Raw genomic sequence first — 13,467 nt, forward strand, 5'->3', positions numbered from 1 at the left:
CGACCGGTGAGGTCGCGTCGGCACGATGGCGGACCCAGGCGATCGCGGCCGTGGCGGCGTGACGCTGATAGGAACGCAGGTGGGGCACGCCCTCGCCAAGATCGGCGACGACCCGAAGCGGCGGCGTGGCTACGCCCGCAAGAAGCCGCCCGAGGGTTTCGTCGGGTGGAGCGAGGACACCTTCCAGAAGCTCCAGGAGGCCGAGCCCGAGCCGCTCGCCTCGCGTTTCAAGGTCACCAACGCGATGTTGCTGGCGGTCATCAACCGGCCCGGCGACTGCTTCCAGTCGATGAAGCACCTGCTGACCGACAACCACGAGGACCGCAAGTGGCAGCGCCGGCACATCAGCCAGGCCATCGCCATCTACCGGTCGCTGCTGGCCGGCGGCATCGTGCAGCAGTTCAAGGAGCCGGACGAGCAGGGCCGCAGGGCCCGGCTGACGATCGAGCTGCAGGAGGACTTCGCGCTCAACCAGGCGCTGTCGACGTTCGCGCTGGCGGCCTTCGACCTGCTGGATCGCGAGTCGCCGTCGTACGCGCTGGACATGGTCTCGATCGTGGAGTCCATCCTCGACGACCCTCGCCAGATCCTGTCGGCCCAGCTGAAGAAGGCCCGGGGTGAGGCGGTCGCGCAGATGAAGGCCGACGGGATCGAGTACGAGGAGCGGATGGAGCAGCTGGCCGAGGTCATGTACCCGATGCCGCTGGAGGACCTGCTGCTCGGCGCGTACGAGACCTACAGGCGCGGGCATCCGTGGGTGGGCGACTACACCGTCAGCCCGAAGTCGGTGATCCGCGACATGTACGAGCGGGCGATGACGTTCACCGAGTACATCCAGTTCTACGAGCTGGCCCGCTCCGAGGGCACGGTGCTGCGTTACCTGGCCGACGCCTACCGGACGCTGTCGCGCACGGTGCCCGAGCACCTCAAGACCGACGACCTGGTGGACCTGATCGAGTGGCTGGGCGAGCTGGTGCGGCAGGTCGACTCGTCGCTGATCGACGAGTGGGAGAAGCTGGCCAACCCGGCCGAGGCGCTGGAGCGGCAGGAGCAGCTCGAGGCCAAGGTGCGCCCGGTCACGGCCAACCCGCGGGCCTTCCGCGTGCTGGTGCGCAACGCCATGTTCCGGCTGGTCGAGCTCTGCGCCCTGGAGAACGAGGAGGGGCTGGAGGAGCTCGCTCCTGACGTGGACTGGGGCGCGGCGCTGGACGCGTACTACGCCGACCACGAGGAGATCTTCACCGACGCCGACGCGCGCGGGCCCGCGCTGCTACGGATCGAGGAGGAGAGCGGCCTGTGGAAGGTACGCCAGACGATCAAGGATCCGGCCGGTGACGGCGACTGGGGCATCGACGCCCAGGTGGACCTGGCCGGGTCGGATGAGGAGGGCCGGGCCGTCCTGCACGTGCAGGGGCTCAACCGGCTCTAGAAGTGACAAGCCGTGTGCCGGAACGGACTGGCAAGGGCGCCCCGGCACACGCCTGTCGATTCAGTGTCGTCCGCGCAACGTCGGTGTCGTGTCATGGCAATGTCTCGAGATCGGGACATTGCCTGTCGTCAGCAGTCGGCGATGGTGCAGATCTTGGCGAGCATGCGCCGGGCGTCCTTCGTCTGCTGCTTGAAGTCGGACGCGGCGGGCCTGCCCCACTCGCCGGACGCGGTGTAAACGATCAGGGCGTTCGCGCGGCGGGCGACGATGGCCCGCTCGCCGCCCACGGCCGCCTTCTTGCCCTGATAGGCCTGGCCGATCACCTTGAGCGCCTGGTCGCCGAGGCTCACGGTCGTGGCGGAGTAGCGGTAGCTCGTGGTGCCGCAGGCGCGGACCGCGGTCTGCAGGTCCCGCAGGGCCTTGCCCGCTGCCGCCGGCGACGAGTAGAGGATCACCTGCTCGGATTTGGAGTAGTCGGGGACGGACGTGTAGGTGAGGGTCCTGGCCGCCGTGCGCCCGCTCTGGCCCAGCGTGGCGTTCTGGCACGGGTCGACGACGAGCCTGGCCGGTTTCTTGCCGCTGGCCGACCAGCTGGTCTCGGGGTTGTCGTCCCTGGTCGCGGCGGCCTTCTCGTACAGCAGGAAGTTGTTCGGGATGGCCACCGCGGCGGCAAGGATCAGTGCTGCGAACATGGGACAAAATGGTAGGGGTGAGCGACGAAGAGATCAGACGCGTCCTCGGGCTCCTCTCCCAGGACGACACGTTGCGGGCCTTCGCCTCCCTGGTGCTCGGCGACGCCGGCGGGCTCTCCCCCAAAGCGCTCGGGAAGCTGGCCGCGGGCGGGCTGGCGGCGTGCGACGAGAGCGGCAAGTGGCGGGCCACGCCCGAGCGGTTCAGGGAGCTGCTGCGGGCGCGCGCCGAGCCGGCCGAGGAGCTGACCGCCGAGGAGCGGGTGTTGCGCACGTTCCTGGTGGACGGGCGGCTGACGACCATGCCGATGCGCCGCGACAAGCGGCTCGTGGTGCTGCGGTACATCGCCACGGTGTTCGAGCCCGGGGTGCGGTACCCCGAGAAGGACGTGAACGTGACGCTGCGGGCCTTCCACGACGACTACGCGGCGCTGCGGCGGTATCTGGTGGACGAGGGGCTGCTGTCGCGGGAGGACAACGTCTACTGGCGCAGCGGCGGCCCCGTTCAGGTCTAGAGCGTGCGGAGGTTGCTGGTCCAGGCGTCGAGCTTGGCCTGCCACCGTTCCCGGTCCTCGGGCCGGCCCGGTACGCCCGGCCGGCGCTGCCAGGGCAGCGGGCCGTCGGCGCGCCGGTACTCCACGCCGATGGCCTCCAGCCGGGGCAGGTGCGCGGCCAGCCGGTCGCGGAAGCCCGCCAGGTCCCGCTCGGCGGGGCCCCACACGGTCTCGGCGAAGGCCGCGAGCCGGGGGAAGGCCATGTAGTCGAGGTGCCGGCTGGAGTCGATCAGCTCGGTCCAGATCCCGCACTGGGCGCCGAGGACGCGGGCGGCGGCCGGGTCGCCGCGTAGCTCCTCGGGGACGGGCTCGAAGGCGTAGACGTCCTCCAGGGTCAGCACCGTCCCGAACGGGACCGGCTCCTCCTCCCCCGGCCCCTGACGGTAGTCCAGGTAGAGGCTCGTGTTGGAGCAGTTGATCACGTCGTGGCCGTGTCTTGCGGCGGCCACCGCGCCCAGCTCGCCGCGCCAGGAGGCGACGACCGCGCCGGGCGCCAGGCCGCCCTCCAGGATCTCGTCCCAGCCGACCAGCCGGCGGCCCCGCTCGGTCAGGTAGTCGTCGAACCGGTGGATGAGCCAGCTCTGCAGCTCCTCCTCGGCACCCAGCCCCAGCTCGGCCATGCGCCGCTGCGCGGCCGGGCTGGCCCGCCACTGGTCCTTGCGGCACTCGTCGCCGCCGAGCACGATGTACGGGCTGGGGAACAGCTCCAGCACCTCGTCCAGCACGTTCTGGAAGAACTCGATCGTGGCGTCCTCGACGTTGAGCACGTTCACGCCGACTCCCCAGGTCGTGCGCACCTCCAGGGGCGTGCCGAGGTTGCCCAGCTCCGGGTAGGCGGCGATGGCGGCCTGCGTGTGCCCCGGCAGGTCGATCTCGGGGACGACCGTGACGTGCCGCTGCGCGGCGTAGGCGACGATCTCCCTGATGTCCTCCTGGGTGTAGTAGCCGCCGTGCGGGCGGCCGTCCATGGCGCCGTTCCAGCCGGTCTGGCTCTCCCTGCGCCACGCCCCGACCTCGGTCAGCCTGGGATAGCGCTTGATCTCGATCCGCCAACCCTGGTCGTCGGTGAGGTGCAGGTGCAGCACGTTGAGCTTGTGCAGGGCCAGCAGGTCGATGAAGCGCAGCACGTCGTGCTTGGTCATGAAATGCCGGGCGACGTCGAGGAGGCAGCCGCGCCACCGGAACCGCGGCTCGTCCTCGACGTATGTGCCGGGCACGGTGAAGGGGCCGGTGGCGGCTCTCCTGAAGGCGGCGGGTGGCAGCAGCTGCCGGAACGTCTGGGCCCCGTAGAACGCCCCGGCGGGCCCGCCCGCGACGACCTCGACCCGGGGACCGACGGTCAGCCGGTACGCCTCCGGTGGCAGGTCGCCGAGCGTGAGGGTGATCGTCCCCGAGCCGGGCAGCAGCTCGCCGCCTGTGACGGGGGCCAGCTCGCCGCGCAGCCAGGCCGCGACCTCGGCGAGCGCCGGATCGGCGTTGAGTGTGGCCCGGCTGTCGAGGACGAACGAGCCCGGCCTGGACTCGTGCCGTACCGGCTTGGGGACGATCATCAATACTCCTTATCTGCAGGTAACCGTGGCGTCGGCGAAGTCGGCGTGGTCGGAAGTGGCGTTGTCGCCGCCGTTGGTCGCGACCAGCCGGATGAATCGGGCGCCCTCGATGGACGCGGTGACCTTGCGGGCGGGCATGGCGCCGGTGAGCAGCCCCGAGTAGGCGACCCGGCCGCCGTCGGCCCAGACCTCGAACCCGGCGGAGCCGGCCGCGCCGACCTCGTCGTCGATCCCGGCCTGGAACTCGACCGTCGAGCAGCGCCCGGCGGTGTAGTACTCGATCTCGGCGGGCGAGTGCGTGCCGAGGCCCTTGGGATACTGGACGCCCTCGATGGTGATCGGCCGGCCGTCGCCGGCCGCCCGCTCGCCGTTGCTGGCGTCCTTCTCGACCGGGCCGAAGTAGTTCTTGGCGCTGGTCCAGGCCACGTCGCTCAGGTACGTCCGCCCCGCACCCGGCGCCTTGGCGACGGTCACGACGGCGGTCGCCGTCTGGCCGCCCAGGGAGAAGGCGAGGTCGTGGTTCTGGAGCGCGGCGTCGGCGGGCGGGGTGACCGCCCAGGTGACGGTGAAGGTCTCGCCGCCGTCGAGCCGGCTCGTCCTCGTGGGTGTGCGGGCGGTGACCTGCCACCCCTGGGGCGCGACCGCTGTGACCTCGAGGTCGCGCAGCCGCGCGGTGGCGCCGGTGTTGGTGACCCGGGTGACGATCTCGCCGGCGCGGCCGGGCTCCAGCACCGACGGCCGGTCCTCGCCGAGGAACCTCGGCGGGTCGGCCTCGAACGTCACCAGCGGCGGCGCCTGCTCGCGGCTCTCGCTCACCCGGTAGAGCACGGCCCCGTGCGCGGGCACCTGGGCCGACAGCTCACCCGCCGTCGAGGTGACCACGCCGCTCCACAGCTCCTCGACCCGGTAGCGGCCATCGCCGAGCCGGGTGGAGATCGTGGCCGCGCGGTCGCTCTCGTTGAACAGCGCGATCGCCCGGTCGCCGCCCGCGAGGGGCTTGGACAGCACGTGGTACCAGCCGTCGCTCCTGACGAGCCGGCCGTGGGCGCCGAGCGAGTCCTGGTCGATCGCGATCACCTTGGGGTTGGCGACGATCGCGGGCGGCGCCTTGGCCGGGTCGGCCTGCAGGATCAGCGGGGCCGCGCCCATGGCCCAGAGCGTGACCTGGGTACGGTATTCGGTGTCGGTCATCCCGCCGCGCCCGGCCTGGAGCAGGTCGGGGTCGGCCCAGCTGCCGGGGCCCGCGTACTCGGCTCTGAGCTGGTTGAACTCCCAGATGTCGACCATGGTGGCGTACGCGTCGGCGATGGGCCGGTTGTAGACGTTGGTCCGCCAGGTGGTGGCGCCCGCGTCCTTGCCCCAGAGCCACGGCACGGTGCTGCCGTCCTCGTTGTTCATGGCGAACACCACGTCGCCGCCCAGGGCCTGCCGCATGGGCGGGTAGAGGGCCTGGGCGATCTGCTGGACGTTCTGGCCGGGAAAGTCGGCCGTGGGGATGGAGCACCAGTCGTACTTGACGTAGTCGACGCCCCACTCCTTGACCTGGGCGGCGTCGGCGGCCTCGCTCTTGTACGAGCCGGGGCCGCCGCCGGCGCAGGCCTTGGTCCCGGCCGACAGGCTGAGGCCGAGCTTCATGCCCTTGCCGTGCACGTAGTCGGCGAGCGCCTTGATGCCGCCGGGGAAGCGGGCGGGGTCGGGGACGAGGGCGCCGGAGGCACGCTGCGAGGCCAGCCAGCAGTCGTCGACGATGACGTGCCGGTAGCCCAGCGGGGCGAGCGGGGTGAGGGCGTCGGCGGCCTGCCGTACCGACGACTCGGAGACCGAGCAGCCGAGCGAGCGGCTGCTCCACCCCATCGGCGGCGCGGCGGCGGCCCCGACGGAAGAGCCGGCGGCGCCGGATAAGGGGACGAAGGGCACGGCGAGGAGGGCCGCCGCGGCGGCGGCCGTGATGGTGCGCATGGCGGTCCTGTCAGGCGGGGTTGAGTCGAGGGTTGCCCGGCTCGACGACGAACGAGCCGGAGGTGTAGGCCGGGGCGTACGGCTCGGTGATGCGCGACAGCGAGCGGAAGTCCACCTTCATCTCCTGCTGCGTGATCGTGGTCCGGACGTAGCCGCGGCGGCCGTTGAAGAACTTCACGTGCGGGTTCTCCTCCAGCAGGATCTGCGTGTTGGGGTATTCGTCCAGGCCGTTGCCCGCGCTCGTCACCGAGGTCGTGACCAGCTCGACGGCGACGGACTTCGACGTGGGATCCTGGTGGTCGCGCTTGATCTCGCCGGCCCAGTGGGAGTGCACGTCGCCGGTGAGCACGACGGCGTTGCGCTTGTAGGCGTCGATGGCGGCGGTCAGGCGGTTGCGGGAGGCGACGTAGCCGTCCCAGCCCTCGTTCGAGTAGCCCTTGCCAGGGCCGTTGGCCCAGTCCATCTCCATGAAGAAGACCTGCTGGCCGAGCAGGTCCCAGGTGGCCCTGGATCCTTTCAGCTCGCCGTCGAGCCAGGCCTCCTGGTCGCGGCCGAGCAGCGTCCTGTTGGGCTGGAAGCGGTCCCGGCAGTCGGGGCCGACGGTGCCGCTCTTGCCGGTGCAGGCGTACAGGTCGCGGTACTGGCGGGTGTCGAGCAGGTGCAGGTTGGCGACCGCGCCCCAGCGGATGCTGCGGTAGAGCTTGAGCGCCGCGCCGTCCGGCTTCTGGGCACGGCGCAGCGGCATGTTCTCGTAGTACGCCTGGAAGGCGTCGGCGCGGCGTTCGAGGAACGGCGGGTCCGGCTGCTCCGGCACGTCGGCGGCCCAGGCGTTCTCGATGTCGTGGTCGTCCCACACCACGACCCACGGCGCGATCGCGTGCGCGAGCTGCGACTCGGGGTCGGCCTTGTGCTGGGCGTGGCGCAGGCGGTAGCCGGCCAGGTCGAGGCACTCGCCGCCGGCCTGGTCGCGGACCGGGTACTTGTAGGCGCCGTACTCGTAGATGTAGTCGCCGAGGAAGGCGATCAGGTCGGGCTGGTCCTCGGCCATCCTGCGGTACGGGGTGAACCAGCCGGCCTGGTAGTCGGCGCACGAGGTGAACGACAGGTTCAGCGGCCGGCCGCGCGTGCCCGGGGCGGGAGCGGTGAGGGTGCGGCCGGCCGGGCTGATCTCCTTCTCGGCCTTGAAGCGGTAGAAGTACTCGGCGCCCGGCGCGAGGCCCTCGAGCTCGACGTGCACGCTGTGGGCGGCGTCGGGGCGGGCGAGCTCCACGCCGCGGCGTACGACATGCCGGAATTTTTCGTCTTTGGCGAGCTCCCACTGGACGGGGACCGGACGGCTCGGCATGCCGCCGAGGCCGTCGAGCGCGATCGGGTCCATGGCGAGCCGGGTCCACAGGACGACGCCGTCGGACGTGGGCTCGCCCGAGGCGACGCCGAGCTGGAAGGGGTCGGACAGAGGGGCGCGACGGGCCGCCGCGCGCACGGGTTCTGCACCCAGTGCGGCGGAAATGCCCAGGCTTGCGCCCCCGGCGAAAAGTGAACGCCGGGTGATCATGGGGGTCCTTACTGGAGGGTGGCGTTACCTGCGGCGACAGCCTGGTCTGCGGCTTCTTGCGGAGAGAGTTTGCCGAGATACATCTCGTTGAATATCTGATTAAGCTTCGTCTCGAAGCCCGTGAAGCCGGTGGTGATCGGCAGCGGGAAGGTGGTGCCCTCCGACTCCTCGACGAACGGCGAGACGTCGACCTTCTTGGACTTCCAGTAGTCGACGTAGCCCTGGGAGAGGCCGCTGAGCGCGGGGAAGGCGTAGCCGCCGTCGGCCATGATCTTCTGCGGCTCCTCGGTGCCGAGGTAGGCGGCCAGCTTCATGGCCTCCTGCGGGTGCTCGCTCTTGGCGTAGACGGCCTCGGCCAGGCCGTTGAGGTTGACCGCGCGGCCGGACGGGCCCTCCGGCATGAGGGCGACGCCCACCTCGAACGTCGCCTCGGGGGCCACGAACGGCAGCAGCGCGTTGTTGGCGGGGAACATCGCGATCTGGCCCGCCTTGAACATGTCGGTGACCTTGCCGGTGGGCGGGTTCGTCTGGGTGGCGGGCGGGGACACGTGGTGCTTGTTGACCAGGTCCACGCCGAACTGCAGCGCCCGCACCGAGGCCGGGTCGTTGAAGACGTACTTGCCGAAGGGCTTGTCGACCAGCTTGCCGCCGTTGGAGCTGACCCAGTTCATCCATTGGGTCTGGTAGTGGTTCCAGGAGGCGAAGCCGTACGTCTTGACCTTGCCGGGGTCGAAGCCCGGCTCGCCGGGGTGCTTGCCTGCCTCGTCCACGGTGAGCTTGCGTGCCGTGTCGAGCAGGGTGCCGGTGCCGTCGGCGGTCCAGGTGAGCTTGTCCGGCATCTCGACGCCGGCCTGCTTGAACAGGTCCTTGTTGTAGAGCAGGCCGACGATCCCCCAGTCCTTGGGGACGCCGTACAGCTTGCCCTCGTGGGTGAAGGATCCGACGACGGTCTGGTGGTATTTGGCCGGGTCCACCTGGACCTGGGACAGGACGCCCTTGGTGACGAACTCGGGGAACTGGGTGGGCGTCATCCAGAACACGTCCGGCGCGGTGCCCGCGACCACGTCGGCGGTGAGCTTCGTCCAGTACTGGTCGTACGGCAGCAGCTCGATCGTGACGTCGATGCCGGGGTTGGCCTTCTCGAAGGCCGCCATCACCTTCTCGTAGCCGACCTTCTGCTGGTCGTCCCAGAGCCGGTACGTCAACGTGACCTTGTCCGCGCCGCCTCCTTCTCCTGACGAGCAGCCGGTGAGGGTGGGCCCAGTGGCAAGCAGGGCGGCGCCGAGCAGCGCCCCGGCCCAGCGAATCCGGGGGGACAACGAAGGGAGCGGAGCTCCCGAGTCAAGAAGACGGAACATTCGCTGACCTCTTCTTACTTGAGGCCTGTGAGAACCACAGACCGGACGATGTGCTTCTGGAAGAAGATGAAGACGGCCACCATCGGCGCCAGCGCGATCAGGCTGCCGGCCATCATGAGGTGGTAGTCGACGCCGATGCCGTCCTTGAGGGTGGCGATCGCGACCGTGATCACCCTGGTGTCGTCGCCGCTGGTGATGATCAGCGGCCAGAGGAAGCTGTTCCACGACGAGATCACCGTGATGATCGCCAGGGTGCCGAGCGCGGGCCGGCAGAGCGGCAGCAGGACGCGGAGGAGGATCGTCATCGACCCCGCCCCGTCGATCCTGGCCGCCTCCTCCAGCCCGGAGGGCAGGCTCTTGAAGAACTGCCGCATGAGGAAGATCCCGTACGGGGTGCCGAGGATGTACGGGGCGAGCAGGCCGTACCAGGTGTTGACCAGGTCCAGCTCCCGCATGATGAGGAACAGCGGGATCATGGTGACGGCACTCGGCACCATCATCGTGGCCACGTACAACCAGAACAGGATCTCCCTGCCCTTGAACCGCAGCCGGGCGAACGCGTACGCGGCGAACGTCGTGAACACCAGTTGCCCGGCCGTGAGCAGCGCCGTCATCAGGGCCGTGTTGAGCACGTAGCGCGGGAAGTCGCCGCCGAGCATCTTGGCCAGGTTGTCCGTCGTCGGCGGCCACCCGGGCAGCCACGGCGGGGTGGAGCTCAGCTGCGCCTGCGTCTTCAGGGCGGTCAGCACCACCAGCAGGTACGGGAAGACCGAGATGAGGGCACCGGCCGCGAGCGCGGCGTACAGCAGGATTCGCTTGGTCATGGGTCACTCAGCTCAGGTCGTAGGTGGTGCGCTTGCCGAAGAACCTGACCTGCGCCAGCGTCACCAGGAAGATGACCGCGAACAGCAGGGCGGACAGCGTGGCCGCGTAACCGAAGTCGAACTCCTTGAACGCGGTCTGGAAGATCCGGAAGTTCAGCACCTCGGTGCTGCGGCTCGGCCCGCCGTCCGTCATCGCGTAGACCGTGTCGAACACCTGGAACGCGCCGATCAGGTTGGTCACCGTGACGAAGAACATCGTCGGGTTGAGCAGCGGCAACGTCACCCGCCAGAACCGCTGGGCCGAGGTGGCGCCGTCGGTCGCGGCCGCGTCGTGCAGCTCCTTCGGGATGCCCTGGAGGCCGGCGAGGAAGAACAACATGTTGTAGCCGGTGTGCTGCCAGACGCTGACCAGGGCGACGGCCGGCAGCGCCCAGTCCGCGTCGGACAGCCAGTCGGGGCCGGTGATGCCGACGAGGGCCAGGGCGGTGTTGAGCGCCCCGTCACGCGGGTCGAAGATCCAGTTCCAGATGAGGCCGAGGACGATCGGCGTGGCCATCCACGGGATGACGAACAACGAGCGGTAGAACCTGACGCCCCTGATCCGCTGGTTGAGCAGCATGGCCAGGGCCAGGGCCAGGACGGTCTGGAGGGGGATGCAGAGCAGGACGTATCCCGCCGTGACCCCCAGCGAGTGCCAGGCCTCGCCGTCGGCGGCCAGGCGGCGGTAGTTGTCCAGGCCGACGAACTCGGGGGCGGACAGCAGCTCCCAGTCGAACAGGCTCAGGACGAGGACGATCACCATGGGGAGCAGCAGGAACGCCAGGACGCCCAAGAGGCTGGGCGCGATGAACAAGTAGGCGTGCCACCCGCTCCCCCACCGCTTCCCGCCCGCTCGCCCGCGGGCGGCCCGCGTCGGGAGGCGGGCGGCGCGGGCGATCACGACGGGTCCGTGGCGGTCGGAACCATCAGGCGGCGGGTCGTCTCCAGTCCCCATTCGTCCAGCGCCGCGATCGGATCGCTCGCCCCGCGCAGCCCGCCCGTCCTGTCGATGTGCGCCGCCCACTCCTCCCTGGCCTCGACGTCGGGCCGCAGGATGATGCAGTCGGGGTCGTTCACCCACCACCGGGCGTGCAGGAACTCGCGGGCGGCCCCCGTGAGCCGGGCGCCGAGCTGCGACGGCTGGCTGATGTCCCCGGACCTGGGCAGCAGGGTCGGCGCGATGTCCGGGCTGACCCGCATGATGTCGACCAGCCCGATGCTGGGCACCATCGGCGCGCCGCACCCGTGCAGCGTGACCTCGGACCCGCCGCCTTCGCGGATCAGCTCCAGCCCGCGCCGGTACGCGGCGATCGGATCGAGGTCCTGGCGCCGCCCGCCCGCCAGCGCCCCCGCGTACAGGTAGTCGAGCTTGAAGTGCGTGATCCCCATGGCGCGGAACGTGCGGAAGACGTTCACCAGGTGCTCGGCCGCGCCGGGGTGGGTGACGTCGAGCACGGCGAGTTCCTGGTTCCACATACGGCCGGCGTACGCGCCGCCGACCAGCCACTCGGGATGCTCGCGGAAGACCCGGCTCCGGTGCCCGACCAGGAACGGCGCGGTCCAGATCCCGGCCCGCCGGCCCGACCCCGTGATGGCGTCCACGGCCCGCTCCAGCGATCCGAACCCCGGCCGGCCCTCCAGCCAGTCGCCGATCTCGGCCTCGTATCCGTCGTCGATGAGGAACATGTCGGCGGGCAGCCCGTGCCTGGTGGCCAGCTCCAGGTTCTCGATGACGTCGGCGTCGGTGACCTTGTCCCAGTATCCGTACCAGGTGCACCACATGGGCGGGACCGCCGGGAACGTCCTGGGCTCCGCCATGGTGTCCGCCCACTCGCGCAGGGCCTGGGCGAGGCCGCCCTCGGCGCGGTGGTGGCGTACCGGGCCGTCGGCGGAGATCACCAGCCGGCCGGGCTCCTCCGCACGTGCCCTGATCGACGGCACCTGGAGCGGGCTCGGCGCCGACCAGAGCTCCACGGACCCGTCGCCCGGCTCGACCGCCAGCAGCCCCTCCCCTTGGAAGACGTTGCCGGGGACCGGAGTCTCGGGGCGGTAGCAGAGGATCTGGATCGTCTCGTCGGCGGGCCGGGGCGGGGTGTCTCCCAGGCCGTAGGCGCCCGTGGGGCTCCACGACTGCCAGCCGTGCTCGAACACCCGCGCCCGGCCGGGAACGCACGTGATCTCGCCGATGTCCGCGAACGACATCAGTCCTCATTCCTCTCACACTTACGAAGGAGCGCTTCATTAGTAGCATCGAGGCGATCGAGGGGTCAATGCGCGATTTCCCGACGGATACGGGACGTGTACACCGGGGAAGCGCTGCATAATGTCTAGTTACAGAGGAGAGCTACATTAAGGACGGCGGATGGCGGACCTACGCGGCGGCGACCTGTCACGGCTGCGGCAGCTCAACTCGCTGACCGCCATCCGGGCGCTACGCGGGGCGGGCCCGCTCACCCTGTCGGCGCTCGCCGAACGCGCCGGCCTGTCGCGGCCGTCCATGAAAGAGGTCACCGACGAGCTCATGGCGCTGGGCTGGGTGGAGGAGGTGCCGCCGAGCCCGGGCACGATGGGACGGCCCGCCCGCCGCTACCGCTTCCGCGCCGACAGCGGCTACCTGGTGGGCGTCGACATAGGGGGGCACAACATCCGCGCCGCCCTGTCCGACCTCGACGGCGAGATCCTCGCGGAGACCCGGCAGCCGGTGCTCCCCGACGCTCCGCTGGACGAGCGCCTGGCCGCGATCGAGCGGGCGGTCAGCGGGTGCCTGGCGCTCAGCCGTACGACGGTCGCGGACGTGTGGAGCATCTCCGTCGGCACGATCGGCGTGATCGACGTCGAGGGTCGCGTGATCTATTCGGCCGCCGTGCCCGCCTGGCGGGACCTGGACCTGGCGGGCAAACTCCGCGAGATGTTCCCCTGCCAGGTCCTCATCGAGAACGACAGCCGCCTGGCCGCCATGGCAGAAGCCCGCCGCGGCGTCGCCCGGGGCGCCAGGGACGTGGTGTTCCTGCACGTCGGCCGGCGCATGGGCGCCGGCCTGATCATCGGCGGGAAGGTGCACAGGGGCTTCGGCGCGGCGGCCGGCGAGATCTCGATGTTGCCGGAGGCGCGCTGGTTCGACGCGCCCGAGCACCTGAACACCTGCGCCTGCGTGCCTGCGGGGACCGCGCCCGAGGACGCGGCCGGCTACACCCTGGCCGCAGCCAGGAACGGCGACCCGGTCGCGGTCGAGGCCGTGGAGCGGTACGTCGACGACCTCGCGGTGGGCACGGCCGCGATGGTCCTCATCCTGGATCCGCAGATGGTGGTGCTGGGAGGCGGGTTCTCCCGGTCGTCGGACGTGCTGCTCGACCGCCTGCGGGAGCGGCTCGAGCGGACGTGCATGCGCATGCCAGAGGTACGCGCGTCCACGCTGGGCGACGAGTGCGTGGTGGTCGGCGCCATCGACTACGCCGTCGACCACCTGGACGACCAGCTCTTCACCCCCGACAAGGGCCCCCTCCCCCTCAC

Annotated in this window: 10 protein-coding genes and 1 pseudogene; 3 read left to right on the top strand and 8 right to left on the bottom strand. The window is 70.5% G+C overall.

Translation table 11 applies throughout. The annotated features are described in order from the left end of the window. Positions 1–37: 37 nt before the first annotated feature. A pseudogene (locus ETD86_RS45935) lies at positions 38–1,429 on the top strand (DUF3516 domain-containing protein); the annotation flags it as partial. Between the two features lie 128 nt (positions 1,430–1,557). On the opposite strand, the gene ETD86_RS45940 reads toward ETD86_RS45935, so the two are convergent. Further along, positions 1,558–2,121 carry a sensor domain-containing protein gene (locus ETD86_RS45940; RefSeq protein WP_138672933.1) on the bottom strand — a complete coding sequence of 188 codons (564 nt, stop codon included), beginning with the start codon at positions 2,119–2,121 and terminating at the stop codon, positions 1,558–1,560. A gap of 8 nt (positions 2,122–2,129) precedes the next feature. Here ETD86_RS45940 and ETD86_RS45945 point away from each other — a divergent pair, with 8 nt between their 5' ends. Further along, positions 2,130–2,633, top strand: a complete 504-nt coding sequence (locus ETD86_RS45945; protein ID WP_138672934.1) for a DUF2087 domain-containing protein — start codon at positions 2,130–2,132, stop codon at positions 2,631–2,633. Here the strand turns inward: ETD86_RS45945 and ETD86_RS45950 are convergent. From ETD86_RS45950 to ETD86_RS45980, 7 genes are all read right to left on the bottom strand, one after another. After that, positions 2,630–4,222 (bottom strand): beta-N-acetylhexosaminidase, encoded by a 1,593-nt coding sequence (locus ETD86_RS45950; RefSeq protein ID WP_138672935.1) that lies wholly within the window; start codon positions 4,220–4,222, stop codon positions 2,630–2,632. The two genes, ETD86_RS45945 and ETD86_RS45950, sit on opposite strands and share 4 nt — an antisense overlap. 9 nt (positions 4,223–4,231) lie before the next feature. After that, positions 4,232–6,181, bottom strand: coding sequence for an NPCBM/NEW2 domain-containing protein (locus ETD86_RS45955; protein ID WP_138672936.1), 1,950 nt, complete (start codon positions 6,179–6,181; stop codon positions 4,232–4,234). A 10-nt stretch (positions 6,182–6,191) separates the two neighbouring features. Next, complete coding sequence (locus ETD86_RS45960) at positions 6,192–7,664, bottom strand: alkaline phosphatase D family protein (RefSeq protein ID WP_211370726.1); 1,473 nt, start codon at positions 7,662–7,664, stop codon at positions 6,192–6,194. 80 nt (positions 7,665–7,744) lie between these two features. Then, on the bottom strand, positions 7,745–9,055 hold the full coding sequence (locus ETD86_RS45965; protein WP_170223637.1) for an ABC transporter substrate-binding protein: 1,311 nt from the start codon (positions 9,053–9,055) through the stop codon (positions 7,745–7,747). A 53-nt stretch (positions 9,056–9,108) separates the two neighbouring features. Further along, positions 9,109–9,918: a carbohydrate ABC transporter permease gene (locus ETD86_RS45970; protein ID WP_138672939.1), complete on the bottom strand. Its 810-nt coding sequence runs from the start codon at positions 9,916–9,918 to the stop codon at positions 9,109–9,111. Between the two features lie 7 nt (positions 9,919–9,925). Next, positions 9,926–10,858 (bottom strand): carbohydrate ABC transporter permease, encoded by a 933-nt coding sequence (locus tag ETD86_RS45975; protein ID WP_211370727.1) that lies wholly within the window; start codon positions 10,856–10,858, stop codon positions 9,926–9,928. Beyond that, entirely contained in the window at positions 10,855–12,159 is a 1,305-nt protein-coding gene (locus tag ETD86_RS45980; RefSeq protein WP_138672940.1) for a glycoside hydrolase family 36 protein, read from the bottom strand. The genes ETD86_RS45975 and ETD86_RS45980 overlap by 4 nt, the downstream gene beginning before the upstream one ends. Positions 12,160–12,319: 160 nt before the next feature. Between ETD86_RS45980 and ETD86_RS45985 the strand changes: the two genes are divergently transcribed. Further along, positions 12,320–13,467, top strand: a 1,148-nt coding sequence (locus ETD86_RS45985) for an ROK family transcriptional regulator (RefSeq protein ID WP_138672941.1), incomplete at its 3' end; no start/stop codon positions are given.

Origin of the sequence: Nonomuraea turkmeniaca, from assembly GCF_005889735.1 — a bacterium.
Lineage (GTDB): Bacteria > Actinomycetota > Actinomycetes > Streptosporangiales > Streptosporangiaceae > Nonomuraea > Nonomuraea turkmeniaca.

Excerpts from the sequence above, each read along its gene's own strand:
- ETD86_RS45940 (WP_138672933.1), bottom strand. The coding sequence starts at position 2,121 with ATGTTCGCAGCACTGATCCTTGCCGCCGCGGTGGCCATCCCGAACAAC.
- ETD86_RS45945 (WP_138672934.1), top strand. The coding sequence starts at position 2,130 with ATGGTAGGGGTGAGCGACGAAGAGATCAGACGCGTCCTCGGGCTCCTC.
- ETD86_RS45950 (WP_138672935.1), bottom strand. The coding sequence starts at position 4,222 with ATGATCGTCCCCAAGCCGGTACGGCACGAGTCCAGGCCGGGCTCGTTC.
- ETD86_RS45955 (WP_138672936.1), bottom strand. The coding sequence starts at position 6,181 with ATGCGCACCATCACGGCCGCCGCCGCGGCGGCCCTCCTCGCCGTGCCC.
- ETD86_RS45970 (WP_138672939.1), bottom strand. The coding sequence starts at position 9,918 with ATGACCAAGCGAATCCTGCTGTACGCCGCGCTCGCGGCCGGTGCCCTC.
- ETD86_RS45980 (WP_138672940.1), bottom strand. The coding sequence starts at position 12,159 with ATGTCGTTCGCGGACATCGGCGAGATCACGTGCGTTCCCGGCCGGGCG.